The sequence below is a fragment of the Prevotella sp. LCP21S3_D2 genome (genome assembly GCF_052118345.1).
Classification (GTDB): Bacteria; Bacteroidota; Bacteroidia; order Bacteroidales; family Bacteroidaceae; genus Prevotella.
Map to the genome: position 1 here is coordinate 1 of NZ_JBQKHJ010000001.1, position 18,025 is coordinate 18,025.

At 41.9% G+C, this 18,025-nt stretch carries 15 protein-coding genes; 8 read left to right on the plus strand and 7 right to left on the minus strand.

Annotated elements, in window-relative coordinates; all coding sequences use genetic code 11:
* Window positions 1-63: 63 nt before the first annotated feature.
* Together ACTQ16_RS00005 and ACTQ16_RS00010 are read right to left on the minus strand one after the other, a co-directional pair.
* Window positions 64-1,305: a hypothetical protein gene (locus tag ACTQ16_RS00005; RefSeq protein ID WP_441935426.1), complete on the minus strand. Its 1,242-nt coding sequence runs from the start codon at window positions 1,303-1,305 to the stop codon at window positions 64-66.
* A 597-nt stretch (window positions 1,306-1,902) separates the two neighbouring features.
* Window positions 1,903-2,457 carry a hypothetical protein gene (locus ACTQ16_RS00010; protein ID WP_441935428.1) on the minus strand — a complete coding sequence of 185 codons (555 nt, stop codon included), beginning with the start codon at window positions 2,455-2,457 and terminating at the stop codon, window positions 1,903-1,905.
* A gap of 179 nt (window positions 2,458-2,636) precedes the next feature.
* Between ACTQ16_RS00010 and ACTQ16_RS00015 the strand changes: the two genes are divergently transcribed.
* A complete protein-coding gene (locus ACTQ16_RS00015; RefSeq protein ID WP_295309478.1) occupies window positions 2,637-2,822 on the plus strand; it encodes a hypothetical protein in 186 nt (61 codons plus the stop codon).
* A 145-nt stretch (window positions 2,823-2,967) separates the two neighbouring features.
* Here ACTQ16_RS00015 and ACTQ16_RS00020 read toward each other — a convergent pair whose 3' ends face one another.
* The 3 genes from ACTQ16_RS00020 to ACTQ16_RS00030 all read right to left on the minus strand — a co-directional run bounded on the left by ACTQ16_RS00020 (window position 2,968) and on the right by ACTQ16_RS00030 (window position 5,812).
* Window positions 2,968-4,017, minus strand: a complete 1,050-nt coding sequence (locus ACTQ16_RS00020; RefSeq protein WP_441935430.1) for a hypothetical protein — start codon at window positions 4,015-4,017, stop codon at window positions 2,968-2,970.
* An 83-nt stretch (window positions 4,018-4,100) separates the two neighbouring features.
* The gene (locus ACTQ16_RS00025) at window positions 4,101-4,748 is read right to left on the minus strand and encodes a DUF4276 family protein (RefSeq protein ID WP_441935432.1); all 648 of its coding nucleotides are present in this window, start codon (window positions 4,746-4,748) and stop codon (window positions 4,101-4,103) included.
* Window positions 4,745-5,812 carry an AAA family ATPase gene (locus tag ACTQ16_RS00030; RefSeq protein ID WP_441935434.1) on the minus strand — a complete coding sequence of 356 codons (1,068 nt, stop codon included), beginning with the start codon at window positions 5,810-5,812 and terminating at the stop codon, window positions 4,745-4,747. The genes ACTQ16_RS00025 and ACTQ16_RS00030 overlap by 4 nt, the downstream gene beginning before the upstream one ends.
* A gap of 540 nt (window positions 5,813-6,352) precedes the next feature.
* Here ACTQ16_RS00030 and ACTQ16_RS00035 point away from each other — a divergent pair.
* Both ACTQ16_RS00035 and ACTQ16_RS00040 read left to right on the plus strand, forming a co-directional pair.
* The gene (locus tag ACTQ16_RS00035; RefSeq protein ID WP_441935436.1) at window positions 6,353-6,682 is read left to right on the plus strand and encodes a DUF6078 family protein; all 330 of its coding nucleotides are present in this window, start codon (window positions 6,353-6,355) and stop codon (window positions 6,680-6,682) included.
* Between the two features lie 314 nt (window positions 6,683-6,996).
* Window positions 6,997-7,185, plus strand: a complete 189-nt coding sequence (locus ACTQ16_RS00040; protein ID WP_441932857.1) for a DUF3874 domain-containing protein — start codon at window positions 6,997-6,999, stop codon at window positions 7,183-7,185.
* A gap of 337 nt (window positions 7,186-7,522) precedes the next feature.
* On the opposite strand, the gene nhaD is transcribed toward ACTQ16_RS00040, so the two are convergent.
* Window positions 7,523-8,893, minus strand: coding sequence for a sodium:proton antiporter NhaD (nhaD, locus tag ACTQ16_RS00045; protein WP_441932828.1), 1,371 nt, complete (start codon window positions 8,891-8,893; stop codon window positions 7,523-7,525).
* A 369-nt stretch (window positions 8,894-9,262) separates the two neighbouring features.
* Here nhaD and ACTQ16_RS00050 point away from each other — a divergent pair, with 369 nt between their 5' ends.
* Window positions 9,263-10,396 (plus strand): AAA family ATPase, encoded by a 1,134-nt coding sequence (locus ACTQ16_RS00050; RefSeq protein WP_427866544.1) that lies wholly within the window; start codon window positions 9,263-9,265, stop codon window positions 10,394-10,396.
* A gap of 161 nt (window positions 10,397-10,557) precedes the next feature.
* Here the strand turns inward: ACTQ16_RS00050 and ACTQ16_RS00055 are convergent, their stop codons facing one another.
* Window positions 10,558-10,875: a helix-turn-helix domain-containing protein gene (locus ACTQ16_RS00055; protein WP_441935438.1), complete on the minus strand. Its 318-nt coding sequence runs from the start codon at window positions 10,873-10,875 to the stop codon at window positions 10,558-10,560.
* 179 nt (window positions 10,876-11,054) lie between these two features.
* Between ACTQ16_RS00055 and ACTQ16_RS00060 the strand changes: the two genes are divergently transcribed.
* The 4 genes from ACTQ16_RS00060 to ACTQ16_RS00075 all read left to right on the plus strand — a co-directional run bounded on the left by ACTQ16_RS00060 (window position 11,055) and on the right by ACTQ16_RS00075 (window position 18,021).
* Window positions 11,055-13,871: a TonB-dependent receptor domain-containing protein gene (locus ACTQ16_RS00060; RefSeq protein WP_441200122.1), complete on the plus strand. Its 2,817-nt coding sequence runs from the start codon at window positions 11,055-11,057 to the stop codon at window positions 13,869-13,871.
* Window positions 13,872-13,933: 62 nt separating this feature from the next.
* Window positions 13,934-15,463 (plus strand): hypothetical protein, encoded by a 1,530-nt coding sequence (locus ACTQ16_RS00065; protein ID WP_441935441.1) that lies wholly within the window; start codon window positions 13,934-13,936, stop codon window positions 15,461-15,463.
* 708 nt (window positions 15,464-16,171) lie between these two features.
* Entirely contained in the window at window positions 16,172-17,191 is a 1,020-nt protein-coding gene (locus ACTQ16_RS00070; RefSeq protein ID WP_288232180.1) for a DNA adenine methylase, read from the plus strand.
* The gene (locus ACTQ16_RS00075; RefSeq protein ID WP_427866541.1) at window positions 17,188-18,021 is read left to right on the plus strand and encodes a DNA adenine methylase; all 834 of its coding nucleotides are present in this window, start codon (window positions 17,188-17,190) and stop codon (window positions 18,019-18,021) included. Before ACTQ16_RS00070 ends, ACTQ16_RS00075 begins: the two co-directional genes overlap by 4 nt.
* Window positions 18,022-18,025 lie beyond the last annotated feature (4 nt).

An 18,025-nucleotide genomic window follows, 5' to 3' on the forward strand; every position in this document is an offset into this window, starting at 1 on the left:
TTTCGCAACACTAAGGTAAGTGAAAATTCTGACATGGCAAAATCCTGGGCAACTTTTTGTTGCTCAGGCACTTATAAATAATGTTAAACTATAGTGTTGCGGAATTAAGGGTATAAAGCAAGGGACATTGCAATTTTTATATGTAGCACAAGACAAAGGCAACAATGTCTCAAAATCTTTTGAGAATCTTACAAAATTATTAATTTGAAAGTTCATCATTTGTGGATAAAACATCATTGTCTTTTCACATTTTGTAGTCACATCCAACATCAGCATAAAACCATCCTTAGACAGTCTTTTACTTAAAAAACTTACCAAGTATTCATAACTTTGTTCATTAATCCCATGCGATATAAATTCACAACAGACCTTGTCACACAATTCTATGTCAAAAGAACAAGACGGAATATCTAATTTTTCAACATCATCCCATTTTTTTATTTCTTTGTGAATAGACAAGAAGCTATATTTATGCTTGGATAGAATAGCAGCCTTATTTATTATCTTATGTAGATAATCTAATGCTTTCTCATTTCCATCACAAACAACTATATTTATTATTTTTTCATCGTGGAAAAACTTATCAAGAACTATCATTAATCCAATGAGTTCCCCACCTGTTCCACAACAAAAATCAAAAATATTTATCTCCTTTTTGTTTTTATAGGCTTGACAAATAGAATTATTTTGAAACATATTGTCAAAAATACAAAAAACCTCAGCATAGCTACGTGGAAAATATGTTCCCAAGTAAACCTTTAACTCGTTTTCGTCCAAGTCAAGATTATATTCATATCTTGTATGTTCTGGAGCATAGTTGGCCCCCAGTTCTTCAAACAAGAATTTATCCAACCACAATGGTAATACTGTTTTCGACTTACGAAAAGCAACTTTTTTATTAGATTCACCACTATCAATATCCTTGGATATTTGATCGTTTACTCCTTCTGAAGAAGCTGCATTAACGTATTTTCCTTCAGCCAAGCAAATCAAATTTTGATTGACTACAAAAACTCTCTTGTTTATGAATTTCTCGACTTTAACAACCTGTTCGAGCACATTTTTTGCTTCAATCAGCACATATAGTTGGTATGGTTCCAAAGCTTTAACACTTTCTTTCAACTCTACAGCTTCTTGTTCATCAGCAGAAATCACTCTAATCTTATACTCATAACCTTTTAAACACACACTCATCACTTGTTTGACAAATAAAGTCAAACTTCTTTTTTCATCAGTTAAAGTTTCTTCTGACAGAATTCTTTCTGAATGTTCTATACTACAATGTGAATGAGGTGATAGTACCATCTTTAAAACATTAAAAGCTGGCTACTACGGCTTATAGATTATTGTTGCAGTTGATACATAAGAAAAAGCGTAGAGCCATTCTGACACTCGTTCTACAATCGATAGTTCTTCGCTTTGCCCTGTAGTAGAAACGAGCAATGCTAAAGCCCCACGCCAGTGTTATTATATAATTCCACCCTTACTTTAATAACGAACGTATAACACATCCGAAGGCTATGAGATTTATATATCATACACCTTATGGGGCGCTCTGCATTATTTTGTTTTTGACTTACAGTTGAATTTTGCGAAGTTCATCAATCGCCAAAACCAAAGCGTACAAAAAACGCCTTATACCATATGTATGTCTGCCCAACCTCTGCCCATCGGGGGGCTGGTATTGGGATAGACGTTACAAAGATAACACTTTTACGCACAAAACTGCTTTATTTGGCTGACAAAACTTGATTTTGTGGTACAATTTAACTTTATTAAATACAAATATGTCAAAGGAATCCACTTTTTCGTTATTTTTAGCAGAAAAATAGTTTTTCCATTCTTCAAGAGACTGGTTCTTTTTAAATAAGATTTCACCAGCAACAACAGCATTTATATCTGCTATATCTGCGCTCCCTCTTTGCCGATGTCAGCAAGAACCTGAGAGTAACATTGCTTGGTTCTGAAAAAGTCATTAAGAATCGCAGCAAGATAGGCTTTTGTATTTGGAATGTTGCGCATTAGCAAACATTGTAACTTAGACAGAACATAATAAGACTTTTCTTCCTCATACAGAATATACAAAACCGTATTATGCACTAAATGATTAGTACGATTAACTGCCTTTTTCATATTCTCTACATCTTGGATATTCTCCGAATCCACCATATCCCAATGAAGATCCCAAATTGTAATAAAGGCTGAGTCGTTTGAAGCCTCTATCATAAACTTCTCATTTTGATACGTGAAGTAAATGTCATCATGCTCTATACGAACTTCACAATTAAGCTGCCTGAGCAACTCAAGACACAAGTCTCTAGTACCAATATTCTCATTGCTATCATTAGATGGCGAGATAGAACTAACGATCTCATCCATCTCTTTTTCTGCTCTTTTCTGGCGGATGTAATACATCAAACTTATGCCAATCAATACTGAAATAATTGGTAACATCATAGTTATAACCTTTTTAAATTAATACTTTATGAGATGGCAAAGTTAGTTCTTTTTTTGTAAACAGATGTACAAACTCGGGAAAAACTTACCTCCACAAGCCTTGTGGAGCCTAAACATTTGCAGCATCTACCACCATTTATTATTTTTGCAGCCAAAATAACAATAAAAATAATAGGAATATGGAAAGACTCTTTTTTTTCGTGATTGCCGTTGCGTTAGCATTCGGCGTTGGTTGCCTGGGAAGAAACAGAAAGATTGGTTTCGGATGGGCTTTTGCTATCTCACTTATCAATGTAGTAATTGGTCTCATTGTCGTATTGTGCTCTAAGAAGAAAACGCCAAATGAGCTTGAAAAGAAGAACTAAGTTGAAGATTTGGGGATGGGCATGTATTCTGATTGGAGTAATTGGCTTTATCAGTATTATTATGCGTGGCAACCCAAACCTCGGACCGAGCGTTTGGGTTGCCATAGGAGTTTATTTGTTATACAGGAAGAATACCTAAGGAAATTCACTTCCACTCCACAAGCTTTCTATCCAATGGTATCTTTTTAGGTTCACCACGATTGCCATCAATGAAATAACTCCCGGCTAGACTTTCATCAAACTGGAGAGTGAAGGCTTGGCGGATACGGGCACATTTCTCATTGATAGAATTAGACAATGGATTCGTCAGGGCTTCAATGCTCTGGCGAATCTTCTCTTCTGAAAGATGAGCCCCGTTGTTGTTCGATTTCTTGCGAATATCCACATAGATAGCATATAGCTCTTCCCTATAATCCGACAGACATTTGAAAAGGATTCCCTCCTCATGACGCAAAAAGAGAATATACACCGCCTTTACCAATGGCTCCATCTTGATAGTCATATCATGATAGTCGGGCAATATGATATCGTAATTCTCCGTGATGGCCATTCTACTCAGATTCTTGGGTGGAAAGAGATACTGCTTCAGCACCCAATCGCTTACTCCGCCAAGGCGTAAGTCCTGCACCTGCCGGTACACCTCCTTCATCTTCTGCCTGATATCATAGCTGAATGTTTCATCTGCCGGAATCGGTGTCGGATCAAATATACTGTATGGGAAATCATCGACAGAGCTGAACATCACTTTGCAATCCGGCAACTTATCATACGCAGCCTGCATCAATGGCATAAAATCCTCATCTTCCTCTATAGACAAAGAATAGGAATTGACATAATATATGCCATCCTCCTCATGGTCTAGCTGTAAGATGCTAGGATGTAATTTCTCCTTATTCTTTTCTTCTACCAATTGCGACAACAGCAAATCGGAAGGAACAGAGATGTTCAAATCCTCTTTATTCATCGCAGGATAGCTGTAGAGAGCTGTCTTCCTGATATGAGGACCCAGAAATGGGAAATAATTAAAATGAATAGACTTGCTGATAAACAAGTTGTTGATATCCACGAGATGGTTGATGATGGAAAGGTTCAACTTTTCATCATACCCATTCTCTACAAAGAATACCTCGCCATGTAGGCGTGTTGGGAAGTCGCGAAACTTCAATACCTTTTTTCTTCCAATCTTTCCGGTCATTGCTTATCACTTGTTATATGGTTGATTACAGTATTGTACATGTCAGAGCTATCTTATGTATTTATCGAATAGTTAAACTCTGATCACTTCATTAACCGCTCTATCCATTCATTGAACAAAGGGCATTTCTCCCGAATCTTCTCTAAGCCAATGTCCATAGCAACACAAATGCCAACAACTACCTTATTATAATCAGGAATAGCAGCTATCAATCGTTTGGACGGAGCTGTCTCAGGACTATTGTTGATAAGCTCTGGTGATTGGAAAGCCTCTGCCGTGGCCTGCAACTCTGCATAATCAAACTCACTCTCCTCAAAACTGTTCAAGAATGCACTCACATCACTAAACAGCAATCCCTCAAACTCATGAAGTTGTATGTATGGAATGAAGCGGAAGCGATATTGCTCAGGAATATCATTCGCCATTCTATCTATCAAGAAATGAATACGCTCCGTCTTATCCACTATTTCCTTAGATTCTTCCCATCCAGGAAACCCGAACTGGTCTTTGATGCCATAGTAATCCACTAACATACTGACATAGACATCGCCTTCTTGGAGATGATTCAAGATTTGCTTTTTGATGGTAGCCCAAGGCACTATACCACCATGCGAGTGCTTGATGACAGGAGCTTCCACATAAATATCATGCTTAGCAAACTCCACTCCAAGCACTTCTGTACAAAACTCTTGTTCCGTAGGACCTTCACACACTATGATTAGTCGTTTCATCGTGGCTGACCTCCTTTCATAATATTTTGTTTCCACAAATCACCAAGTGTATAATCCTCAAGCCAATGTGCCAATTCTTCGCTATTCAGCCGATTGATAGTTGTACCATCTTCGTTCTGATTAACAGTCAAGACATCCTCTGGTTCAAAGTTACTGATTAGTTCAGCACTCTGAGTTGCAACGATAACTTGCGTGCCCTTTTGTGCCGCCATCTTAATCAAACCCGAAAGTTTTTCGATAGCCACAGGATGCAAACCAAGCTCTGGCTCATCAATGATGATAACTCGTGGTAACCATGGCTGCATAAAGAGCACGGTCAAGGCAATAAAGCGAATGGTTCCATCCGACAAGTCGGTCGGTCCGTAAATCATAGAGCTATACTTATCCTGCCATTGCAAGCGCACCATATCGGCTTCGGTTGGTTGGAAATAGAAATCCGAGAAATAGGGAGCCACACTCTGAATGACGCGGATAATGCGACGATAAGCCATCGGCTTCTCTCGCTGAATACGATAGAGGATAGCCGCCAGATTTTCACCATGCTCATACATACGATAAGCATCGTTCACGATATGGCTATCTGCCGTAAATGGAGAACGGCGACCAGTATCGTGGAAGTGAAACTTGCGGATTTGGGAGATATAGTTAGATAAATCTTCCTCTTTATGGTCTTTTAAACTCGACTCGCTTTGATACTCCGTTATAACATTTTTCCTCACTAAATCTAAAGGACAAACATCATCATAACAACCAACAACTTCTCTTTCTACGATGAGTTTACCATCAGATTCCAATAACACCAAGTCATATTCACTCTTAGCTATTAGCAAGTTTACAGCTATACGATCGGTAACTTTTCTGCCTTGATAAAGAAATTTATCTACTCCACCAACTTGAGCGACATACGCCCCTAATCTCTTCTCATAGATGTTGCCTAACATCTCGAAAAGAGACAAAAAGTTACTCTTACCAGCTCCATTGGCGCCAATCAAGATATTGATAGGATGCAGTTGAACTGATAACTTTTTAAAAGACTTATATCCAAATATTCTTATCGAGTCCATATTGTAGTTTCATTCAAATATAAAAGCAAAGGTACACTTTTTAAGTATATCTACCAAATTATTTATTCAAAACTTTTGTTTTACTCACAAAATTAAGCAATATTTTCTATTATAAATTAAAAAAGTAACTACTCTGTCATCTTCATGATACCGTAGCCCTAGATGCACCTTCAGATACAGTAAAAGATAAGATATCATTTATCCTATCACCCAATCCTCTATGCTGATCTGACTAAACTTGGATCAGTAAGGATTCGCTACGCGCATACGTATGAATATTTTTCTCGAAAAAAGTATCAAAGTCTCATTATTTATATAAAACCTAATGTTATATATCTAACATTCAGATGGTTTTTACAGAATGAGACTTCTCTAAAAATGAAGAGAGAAGTATCATAAATTAGCGAGAAGTATCATGATTTCTTGCTTGCATCGAAAAAAATGCTTTATGAAGTGATAATAATAGCATTTGCAAGGCAATAAACAGGATGCTTTTTCGTTTAGTAAAACAGAATGTTTTATTCTTAATGCTTAAGAAACATGGATGAAAAGGAATTACTGAAAAAGGCTTTCGAATACGGAAACGTTCCTAGCCTCATCACCTATTGTTTCACCGAACCATGTCCGATGAAAGACAAATGTATTCACTATCTATCCGGTCTCTACAAAAACGAGAAGACTGATAGAGGGGATGCCATTTTCCCAAATGCCCTGAAAAACAGAGAATGCAAGTACTTCGCTCCGCTGCGTGTCGTGAAAATGGCATGGGGATTCGACAAACTCTTTGCCGAAATGAAAGTGAAAGACGCTCCTGCACTGCGCGCCGAAATGAGAGACTACCTCGGCAGCAAAGGACAATACTACCGTTAGAAACTGGGACAACTGAAACTCCTGCCGGAACAACAGGTATATATCAAACAGCTCTTCGCCAGATACGGATATAAGGATGTTGAGTTCGAGCACTTCTCTGATGAGATTGACTTCACTAAAATCTAACCTTTCTAGAAGTGTCTAGTATTTCAGTTCTATAAAATGGAGAGTGTCTACTTTTCCAGTTTATAAAGTATGTCAATACAAACTAGGAATAAGGTAAAAAACTGACAAGTAGGACTAGGAATAATGACCATAAGGAGTTCTGTCACAGCCCGTTAAGCGGTCTATATTTAGTTGACTACATAGACTACATAGAGAAAGAGGGTGAATACCTGACTGCTGCCGAGATTTTCAACTATCTGAAAAAGCAGATAGGTTCATCGCTCAAGGTGAACAGTTTGATGGGATTCGGCAGAAAACTGGCGAATATGAGTGAGTTAAAACATAAGAGATTTGCAGATGGTATGAAGTATCTTGTAAAGAAAAAAGTGAAACAATGAGACTTCTATGAGACTTTAATGAGACTTCCCGGCACCAAAACCGAGAAGTCTCATTTTCTTCATCTTATTATCTATCAAGTCTTTAAGCCGGTATTTTCAATAGAAAATGAGACTTTGAGACTTTTTCTCAAAAAAAACTTTTTCACGTAAAAGAGAAAGCCTACCTTATAAGCAAGTTCAGAAGTTAAAGGAGTTAAAGAAGTTATCACTCCCTACGGTCGTTCGGGAAGTTAAGAGACAATAGTCTTCTAGCGTAAAACTTAGAACATTTGTCCCTCTAACTTCTCCCTAACTTCCTAACTTCCCTTAACTTCCCCATATACGAAAGTTCTGTCCTTTAGATAGCATAAAGGAAGGTGCGGATGAACCAGTAGCAAACGATACCTGCGATGTAACCTACGAAAGCAATCCAGGAGATGTGCTTCATATACCAGCCGAAGGTTATCTTCTCCAAGCCCATTACTACCACACCAGCGGCACTACCGATAATCAGCATTGAGCCTCCTACACCGGCACAGTAGGCCAGCAACTGCCAGAAGACGCCATCCACAGCCATATCACCAGCGGCTGCCACAGGATACATTCCCATACATCCGGCTACCAGAGGCACATTGTCAACAATACTTGAAAGCACACCGATGATACCAGTTACGAGGTAATGGTTGCCATCGAATACAACGTTCAAGCCCTGACCCAAAGCAGTCAACACACCAATCTCAGCCAGGCAGGATACTGCCATCAGGATACCGAGGAAGAAGAGGATGGTACTCATATCAACACGAGAAAGCAACTTGGTTACTCGCTTCTGAGTGCCCTCGGCATCAGCTCCACGATGCAAACCGCGATAGAAAACTTCGGTAGCTGTCCAGAGAACGCCCAATACCAGGAGGATTCCTACGAATGGAGGCAAGTGGGTGATACTCTTGAAGATAGGAACGAAGATCAAGCCGCCTACTCCCAACCAGAACACTGCCTTGCGCTGACCTTCGGTGAAATCGCTGACCGATGCATTCTGCTGGTCAGAAACCTCAGGCATCATGAGTTCGCCCTTCAACATGGTTTGAAGGATGAGGGCAGGAATCACCATGGAAACCACAGACGGGATGAAGATTTCGGCGATAACGCCGGCTGCAGTAATCAATCCCTTGTTCCAGAGCATGATGGTGGTAACGTCGCCGATTGGTGAGAAGGCACCACCCGAATTGGCTGCGATGATGACTAGGGATGCATAAACCATGCGGTCCTTGTGGTCGGTGACGAGCTTTCGGAGAATCATGATCATCACGATACTGGTGGTCAGATTGTCGAGGATAGCCGAGAGGATGAAGGTAAGGACAGCGATACGCCAGAGGAGCGCATGCTTCGACTTGGTCTTCATCACCTTGCGAACCCAGTTGAATCCGCCGTTCTGGTCAACTATTTCCACGATGGTCATTGCACCCATCAGGAAGAAGAGTGTTGTGGCAGTATCGCCCAGATGTTCCTGGATGATTCCGGTCACTTTCTCCACCATTCCAGCAGCGCCGCCTGTATAATCAGGGTGCATCAACTGGAGATACTGCATTGGATCCACCATGTAGAGGGTCCAACAACCTACCAACATCAACAGGGCAATTGCTGCCTTGTTTACCTTAGTCAAGCTTTCGGTAGCTATGAGTGCATAGCCGAGCACGAAAACGACAATAATAGAAATTGTAAGTGTAGTCATTACTTTTTATTTATTATTAGATATTCTTTCCTTTATGTATGATTTGGTACCCACAATTGCCAAACGGTTGCAAAGATACAAAAAGAAAAGCAATAACCACACGATTCCTTATTATAATTGTATGAAATCGCTTACTTACTTACAGTTTTAACCTAAATAATAACAGATTTCGCCCAATATGGTTGAGGCATTTCGTCGTTTAGCACATGCTTGTTGAATTTTGGGAATCCGAAAATGACATCAGTATAAGCAGTAAAAAGTTAATTTGTAATAAAGTTCCTACTAATATATCTCTTACCTAAAAGATTTTTACTACCTTTGCATTACATAAAACATGTAACACAAAACATGGAATAGATATAAAACATTATGGAACAGCTGAATAATCCATTTGTTATCTACGGATATAAGGGAGCAGAATACTTCTGCGACCGCAAGAAAGAGACGGAAGTCATCATGAAGGCTTTGCAGAATGAGCGCAACATCGTCCTCATCTCTCCTCGACGCATTGGAAAGACGGGACTCATACACCATGTCTTTGAGAACATCAGCAAGCAGGAGCCTGAGACGCATTGTTTCTATCTCGACATCAATGCCACAAGAAATCTGAGCCAATTCATCCAATTATTGGCAAAGACGGTTATCGGGAAGGTTGATACTTTCTCGCAAACTGCCATGCGCAAGATTACCACTTTCTTTGCCGGCTACAAACCTACGATGTCGTTTGATGAGATGACGGGAATCCCTACGTTCTCGATTACGGTTTCACCAAGCCAGAGCGAGGATTCTCTCAAACATATCTTCGAGTATCTGAAACAATCGGAGAAACGAATCTATATTGCCATCGATGAGTTCCAGCAGATAGCCGAATATCCCGAAGATGGCACAGAGGCCCTGCTACGCTCCTATATCCAGTTTTTGCCGAATGTATATTTCATCTTTGCAGGCAGCAAGCAGCACATGATGACCGATATGTTCCTGTCGGCAAAGCGACCATTCTATCAGAGTTCGCAAATTCTCAATCTTCCCCTCATCAACCAGGATGAGTATCATCGTTTTGCCAACAGATGGATGGGAACCCGGAATCTGACCATGGATCATGATACCTTTGCCTATCTATATAATAAGGTGGATGGTCAAACCTGGTATATTCAGGATATTCTGAACCGACTCTATCAGAACGGAAAGGAAATTACGACAGCGGAAATTGATGATGTAACCCTGGAATTAGTGAACGAGCAGGAAGTGGCATTCGTGAATTACTACGATTCCCTTACAGACAATCAGGCTGCCCTTCTATCTGCCATTGCCCAGGATAAGGCTGTCACCTCCATTCTTTCGCAGGATTTCATCAGCCGCCACAACTTGCCTGCTGCCAGCAGCGTGAGTCTTGCTCTCAAGACGCTGATCAATAGAGAATTCATCTACAAGTACAATGGCAGCTATATCATCTACGACCGCTTCTTCGGGATGTGGTTGAGGAAGAACTGCGTTGGAAATTAATCATTGCAAAAAATCCGAAACAGATAACTGCCAATGCTTCTGTTTCGGATTATCTTTTCGTTTTCTTTTCTTATTCTTCCTTAAAATAGATGGTTGGCTTCCATCCATTTCTGGAAGACCACATTTCCCCAATGGTCAGGCAGAGATTCACCTGCACAACATTATCTTTCATGTCTTACCCTTTCCTTCTTTTCATTCATTTTCTTCACTTGGCTAGGCAGCATTGGCAGCGGCGGCAAGAGTTTTTCAGCTTCCTGCAGGAATCCAATGCTCCTCAACAGAGAAAGAATAGTGCCAAAGCCTATGTTCTTAGCTTCGCCTTTTTCAAACTGGCTAATGGTGAAAATGCTCACACCAGCCTTTACAGCCACCTCTTTCTGAGTGAGATTGCTGAACAGACGATATTGCTTGAATCGTCCTCCCAATTCTGATATAATCTTAGAATTAGACTTTGCCTCTATACCATATTCCGTAATCATGTTGCAAATATAGTAATTTCTATATTTATCTCAAAACATCAGGTTAAATGTTTAAACTTTTTTAGTTGTTGCAACCGTAACACCATTGTCACAGCTTCGTCAATGCCTTTCAACTTCATTGCAATCGCGATGTAATAATACCGCCGTACCTTTGCAACCGAAATCAAACGATATAGGTTATGAATGCTAAAAGGGGAATTATTGTATTAGGATTGCTCTCGGCGGCTAGCATGCCAACGTGGGCGCAACAGATTAAGGGTGTGGTTATCGACCAGAAATCGAAAGAGACACTCATCGGTGCAGTCGTCACTGTGGATGGAACCAACGTGAAGGCTATCACCAACATCGACGGAAACTTCCAGATCGATGGATTGAATAAAGACAAGAAATATACACTATATATCAACTATGTAGGATATAAGACTCAAAAAATTGACGGGGTTCAGGCGAAGGACGCAGACCAGGTAATCGCGCTGCAACCTGATGAACAGCAGCTGAAAGAGGTGACCGTTACCGCAGTGGAAAGGCGTAATACGGATGCGGCAATGATACAGGTGGCCAAAAACAGTCCCGTCATCGTGAGCAATGTTTCGGCACAGGAAATATCCAGAACTCAAGATACGAATGCGGGTGAGGTGATACGCCGAGTGCCAGGCGTGAGCCTCATCGACGATAAATTCGTGATGGTTCGTGGCTTGTCGCAGCGTTATAACAATGTATGGGTGAACGGAGGAGCAGTGCCTAGCTCTGAGGCTGATTCCAGGGCATTCTCCTTCGATATCATCCCAAGTTCGCAGATTGACAACCTTACCATCGTGAAGTCGCCAACGGCTGAATATCCCGCAGATTACTCAGGCGGTTTCATCATCGTCAACACCAAGGAGATTCCGGCAGAAAACAGTTTCAACATCGCCGTAGGCGGAAACTGGAATACATCTTCTGCCTTCAAGGACTTTTCTTACTCAAAAGGTTCCGGAACCGATTTCCTAGGGTTCGACAATGGACTGAGAAACCTGAATGGGGGCATCCATGCTGACTTGAATCCACAGCTCGATGCCAACGGAAAACCGGTGGGCGATTATGCTACTTCGCTCCTGGGCAACGGATTCAACAATGATTGGCTCATCAAGAACAAGAAGCCTTTGGGCGACTTGAAACTGGCAGCTAGCCTGAACCAGCGCTGGATGCTGGGCGGAAGAACACTCGGCATGCTCGCCGCCCTGAACTATACCAACGAATACCGCACCTACGAGAACATGGAGAACAACCTCTATGGCATCTATGATGCGGCTAACGACAAGCCGAACTATCTTCGTCACTCTGTTGACGACCAGTATAATAATAATGTGAGACTCGGAGCGATGCTCAACTTCACCTTCCTTTCCAAGGACGGCAATCACAAGTATCAGCTCAAGAACATCTTCAACCAGTTGGCTACCAGCCGATATACCTGGCGTGATGGCGTGAGCGCCCAGTCGAACCTGGAGCGAAGCGCAGAGTATTACTACCGCAGTCGAACTACATATAACGGTCAGCTTACCGGCAAGCACACCTTCACTAGCGATGCCCTTGACTGGAGCATCGGGTATGCGTATGCCAACCGCCATTTGCCTGACCGTCGTAGATACCTCATCGACGATGCTCTTGAATCGGGCGTTTATGCCCTGAGCACCGGCAACGACATATCCCGCGAGTGGACTCAACTCGACGAACACATTCTCTCTCTTGGGGTAAATGACAAGCACCACTTCAAGTTTGGCAACTTTGAGCCAAACTTACAGGTGGGTGCCTATGGGGAGTATCGCAGCCGAGAATACCAGACCCGCAACTTCATCTACAACTGGAATGTTTCAGCTAACAACATGCCATCCGACTTCCGCCACAGCGACATCCCAACCCTGCTCTCCAGCGAGGCAAACATGGGTTACGACAAGCTGTATCTTCTGGAGGAAAAGCAGATGCGCAATAACTACCGCGGACACAACACCTTAGGCGCCGGGTACCTGGCGATGTCTCTCCCCTTTGGCAAACTCGGCATCCACGCCGGTGTCCGCTTCGAGCATAATGATATGGAACTCATCTCCAATTCCCGTGACTACGAGAAGAGTGAATCGAGCCGTCATTACAAGACCGATGATGTTTTTTCATCTCTCAATACAACATATAAGATCAGCGACCAGCACCAGGTGCGACTGTCGTATGGCCGCAGTATTAACCGCCCAGAATTCCGTGAAGTATCGTCGTCGGTGTATTACGACTTCGACCTTGCCAGCAATGTGCAGGGAAACACTGAGTTGAAGAACTGTTATGTCGATAACCTCGACCTGCGATATGAGTGGTATCCATCCCGTGGAGAGCTCATTTCTCTGGCAGTCTTCTACAAGCACTTCGATTCTCCTATCGAGTGGACCTATACGGTGGCTGGTGGCACTGACTTGATTTACTCTTACAAGAATGCAAAGAGTGCCAACAACTATGGTGTGGAGCTGGATATCAGAAAGAATCTCGGATTCATAGGATTGAAGGATTTCAGCTGGTCGTTTAACGGTGCCTTGATTAAGAGCAAGGTGCAGTTTGAGAAGGGTTCGAAAGAGGAAGACAGACCGATGCAGGGTCAGTCGCCATACCTTATCAACACCGGCATCTTCTATAAGAATGAGCCATTAAAGATGGATATCGCCCTGCTCTACAACCGCATAGGCAAGCGAATCATCGGTGTGGGCAGAAGCGAGGGGAGCACAGGCGATGACTCCAATTCCCGAGTGCCTCACAGCTACGAGATGCCCCGCAACACCATCGATTTCTCGCTGGCTAAGAAATTCGGCGAGCATCTGGAACTGAAGCTCAACGTAAGAGATCTTCTTGCTGAAAAGATATATTACAAGCAGTTTGCTGATGTAACGTATAGCGACGGAAGCAAGAAGGAAGTAGAAGAAATAGCAAGATGCTACAAGCCGGGTAGAAACATCGGTTTGCAGGCAATCTATAAATTTTAGAGACTATCCGTAGAATTTCAAGAAAGATAATAATAGATGTTTGTTTAATAAAACAGGAAACAATGATGAACAAGATGTATTTTTTAGGATGCATGGGCATCCTCGCAGCATCTGCCATGTTGAGCAGCTGCAGCAGTGACAATGACGATCCAACTCCTTCTCCAAATCCTGGATCAGAAGTAGTTTACAAGTGGACAACCAATGGCGGCTTGAAGGCTTGCGACCACATCCTCTTCGGAACAGATGACAAGGAAAACGCCAACGGAACACAGATTGGCAACGGCGACCAGGAATTCGTCTTCACAGGCAAGCAGACTTTGAAGAAAGGCACTTATCTCCTCAAGGGATGGGTATATATTGCAGATGGTGCAGAGCTTACCATCGAACCGGGAACGATTATCAAGGGCGACAAGCAAACCAAGGCGGCACTCATCGCAGAGCGTGGCGGCAAGCTCATCGCCAAGGGTACAGCCACAGAGCCTATCGTCTTTACATCTGAAGAGGCTGCCGGCAGCAGAAAGCCTGGCGACTGGGGTGGCATCATTCTCTGCGGCAAGGCTAAGAACAACCAGACAGAACAGCAGATAGAGGGTGGTCCTCGTACCAAGCATGGTGGTGCAGATGATGCTGACAACTCAGGAGCCTTGAGTTATGTACGCATCGAGTTTGCCGGTTATCCATTCCAGAAGGATAAGGAGATTAATGGTTTGACTCTCGGTTCCGTAGGTTCAGGCACAGAGATTGACCACGTTCAGGTATCTTATTCCAATGATGATTCCTTCGAATGGTTTGGCGGTACAGTAAACTGCAAGTATCTCGTAGCCTACAAGGGCTGGGATGATGATTTCGATACAGATAACGGTTTCTCAGGAAAGGTGCAGTATGGTCTTTCTCTGCGCGACAGCAAGATAGCCGACACCTCTCAGAGCAACGGTTTCGAGAGCGACAACTGCGCCGATGGTGCTACCGTGGATCCTCGTACCAAGGCAACCTTCTCTAACATCACCTTTGTAGGTCCTAAGGTATTGGATGATAAGTTCCAGAACACCACAGATTATATCAATGCCGGTGCCTACAATCCGAACAATGGTTCAGCCCTTGGCAAGTTCCAGTCAGCCATGCAGATTCGTCGTTCTTCTAACCTCAACTGCATCAACTCAGTAGCCTTAGGCTGGCCTATCGGTTTGATTGTTGATGGTGAGAAGGGTGAAACCGTGAAGGATGCCAAGGATGGCAAGTTCAAGCTTCAGAATGTATTTTTCGCTGGTATGGATGCCGTTGGCACAGATGCCAACAAGCAGTATGAGGATTACCTCTACGATGCTGCCCAGAAGAAGGACATCGACAAGAATCAGAAGTCATACAGCAACACCTTCTTCTTTGCAGAGCAGAGCAACAAGTATTTTGATTCATGGACCTCATTGGTTGGTGCAGATGGCTATACTCCTATTGCAGGAAGCCCATTGCTCGGTGCCGCAAGTTTCGCCGGCTGGACAGGTTTCGACACCGTAACCTACATCGGAGCCTTCGATGGCAGCAACAACTGGATGAGCGGTTGGACCAACTTTGATCCTCAGAATGCAAAGTACTAGAAAAGATTAGTACCGGAAAAGAATTAGAATAGCTAATTTCTATTTTGACTATAAGGGTTTCTTTTATTGGGGCATGGCGCAGTGATTTGCGCCATGCTTTTTTTGTTGTTAGATTATGGAGGAAAATGAGGTTATTGCATTTTTTGCAACAACCACAAAACGCAACTGGTGCATATTTTGTAACAGTTCAGATGCCTGTCAATACCCATGTACGGCGTTTCACCGTATCAAGTCTGCCTAAGACAGCATATTTTGCCCATTTACAATGTTATTTTTAGTAATTTCACCTTATAAAACAAAAAGAAAGCCGTTTGCTTAAAAATAAAGATGCATTTATTCCACCTTTTCATTTTTTTATTGTACCTTTGCACTGGAATTTCGCCTTTCACGGCATTTTTCCAAGACATTGTGGGTAAAAATTACGCATTCGCTATTATTTCGCGTTTAGCCAAGAGCCTCGGAAACTCTAATTGGAATAAAAAGCACGAAAATAATATGTGACAGGTGGCTCGTATTGTAGCTTCTGGAATACCAACAGCGATGCACACGCCATAGGCGTGATGCATTCTTATTAGGTATTCCGGGGCTCCATTCCGAGGCCGCCCCGTACTAAACGCGATAAGAGGCATCACGCCTTTCTTATACCCTATTGCGTTTTGCGGATTGATAGTTGGGTGCAATTAGCAAACTATCAATCAAAGATACTGTATGCGCTACATAGGAAGTAAGATCTTGATGTTGTCCAACATCAAAAATGTCATCGACCAAAACACCGAGAATGTTCAGACCATTGCTGATGTATTTTCGGGGACAGGAGTCGTGTCACAATTCTTTAAGCAAAACGGATACTCCGTTTACTCTAACGACAGTTTATATATGTCGTACGTATTGAGCAAAGGAATGTTGGAAATGGACAATCCTATAAGTCCAAAGTTGAAAGAAACTATCAATCACCTCAACACTCTAACCATCGAAAATGCCAAATGGTTCGACATCAATACAGCTTTTATCTACCAGAACTATTCTCCAAACGAGAATAGTAAAAGGATGTATTTCCAAAATAAAAATGCCATAAAGATAGACTTGATAAGGCAAGAGATAGAACGATTGAAACCACAAATTACTGAAAGTGAATATTTTTATCTTTTAGCTTTGCTTATCAATGCCGTACCATATGTGTCCAACATAACTGGCACTTATGGAGCATACTTGAAATTCTGGGACAAAAGGACTTACAATTCTTTAGTTCTCCAAGAAATAGAAATTTTGCACAGTAACGTTGATTGCAAATGCTACAATATGAACGCCACTGATTTTGCTCAGCAAGTAGTAAGCGATTTGGCCTATCTCGACCCTCCCTATAATGGCAGGCAATATATGCCAAACTATCATATACTCGAAACTATTGCAAGATACGATTACCCACAGATAAAAGGTATAACTGGCATGCGTATCGATCCCGAAAAGATGTCGGATTTCTGCAAGAAGAGCAAAGCAGAACAAGCGTTTCGGGAATTACTGACAAATCTCAACTGTAGATACATCTTATTATCATACAACAACGAAAGTTTGCTGTCCACAGACGTGATGTCTCAAATCATTCAAGAAGCAGGAATCAGACAAACATTCAGATTGTTCGAATATGACTACAGAAGATATAAAAACAAAATTCCAAACAATGCCGCAGGCTTAAAGGAACAACTTTATTTTATCGAAAAAAAACTATGATGAAGTCTCCTCTCAATTACATCGGCGGGAAGTACAGGCTATTGCCCCAAATACTTCCTTTGTTTCCAAAACAGATAAATACCTTTGTCGATTTATTTGCTGGAGGACTTGACGTGTCTATCAATGTAGATGCCCAACGCATAATCTGTAACGACATCAACAATTACGTCATCAGTCTTTTTAAATATTTCAAAGAAACCAGCATAGATGATTTAACAAAGCAAATTCAACTGGTTATCGAAGAATATCAACTAAGCAAACAAAACAGAGACGGATATAATTCTCTACGCAAAGAATACAATCGGACACACCAACCGCTTCACCTATTCATGCTTGTTTGCTACGGCTTCAACCACCAGTTCAGATTCAACAATAAAGGAGAGTTCAACAATCCATTCGGCATAAACAGGAGCTCATACAATGCCAACATCGAGCACAATCTCAAACAAATGCATAACATCCTAAAAAACATAGAATTTCATGTTTGCAATTTCAGAGAGTTCGACCTTACGTTTATGAGAACAGGAGACTTTCTATATGCAGACCCACCTTATTTAATATCCTGTGGTTCGTATAATGATGGCAAAAGAGGATTTGCAGGTTGGAGCGAACAAGACGACCTGCTTCTCTTCAAAAAACTGGATGACCTCAACGAGCGTGGAATCAGCTTTGCTTTGTCGAATGTTATCGAGCACAAAGGTATGAACAACGAGACCTTGGCAAGATGGGCCAACAGATATAACATCCATTATCTGAAAGCTGATTATTCCAACTCCAACTATCAGGCTGCGGTTAGCAACACAAAAGAAGTATTAATTACAAACTATTGAGAAT

Bases quoted from the DNA above. Each gene is read 5' to 3' on its own strand.
- ACTQ16_RS00005 (WP_441935426.1), bottom strand. From the start codon at position 1,305: ATGGTACTATCACCTCATTCACATTGTAGTATAGAACATTCAGAAAGA.
- ACTQ16_RS00010 (WP_441935428.1), bottom strand. From the start codon at position 2,457: ATGATGTTACCAATTATTTCAGTATTGATTGGCATAAGTTTGATGTAT.
- ACTQ16_RS00015 (WP_295309478.1), top strand. From the start codon at position 2,637: ATGGAAAGACTCTTTTTTTTCGTGATTGCCGTTGCGTTAGCATTCGGC.
- ACTQ16_RS00020 (WP_441935430.1), bottom strand. From the start codon at position 4,017: ATGACCGGAAAGATTGGAAGAAAAAAGGTATTGAAGTTTCGCGACTTC.
- ACTQ16_RS00025 (WP_441935432.1), bottom strand. From the start codon at position 4,748: ATGAAACGACTAATCATAGTGTGTGAAGGTCCTACGGAACAAGAGTTT.
- ACTQ16_RS00030 (WP_441935434.1), bottom strand. From the start codon at position 5,812: ATGGACTCGATAAGAATATTTGGATATAAGTCTTTTAAAAAGTTATCA.
- ACTQ16_RS00035 (WP_441935436.1), top strand. From the start codon at position 6,353: ATGGATGAAAAGGAATTACTGAAAAAGGCTTTCGAATACGGAAACGTT.
- nhaD (WP_441932828.1), bottom strand. From the start codon at position 8,893: ATGACTACACTTACAATTTCTATTATTGTCGTTTTCGTGCTCGGCTAT.
- ACTQ16_RS00050 (WP_427866544.1), top strand. From the start codon at position 9,263: ATGGAACAGCTGAATAATCCATTTGTTATCTACGGATATAAGGGAGCA.
- ACTQ16_RS00055 (WP_441935438.1), bottom strand. From the start codon at position 10,875: ATGATTACGGAATATGGTATAGAGGCAAAGTCTAATTCTAAGATTATA.
- ACTQ16_RS00060 (WP_441200122.1), top strand. From the start codon at position 11,055: ATGAATGCTAAAAGGGGAATTATTGTATTAGGATTGCTCTCGGCGGCT.
- ACTQ16_RS00065 (WP_441935441.1), top strand. From the start codon at position 13,934: ATGATGAACAAGATGTATTTTTTAGGATGCATGGGCATCCTCGCAGCA.
- ACTQ16_RS00070 (WP_288232180.1), top strand. From the start codon at position 16,172: ATGCGCTACATAGGAAGTAAGATCTTGATGTTGTCCAACATCAAAAAT.
- ACTQ16_RS00075 (WP_427866541.1), top strand. From the start codon at position 17,188: ATGATGAAGTCTCCTCTCAATTACATCGGCGGGAAGTACAGGCTATTG.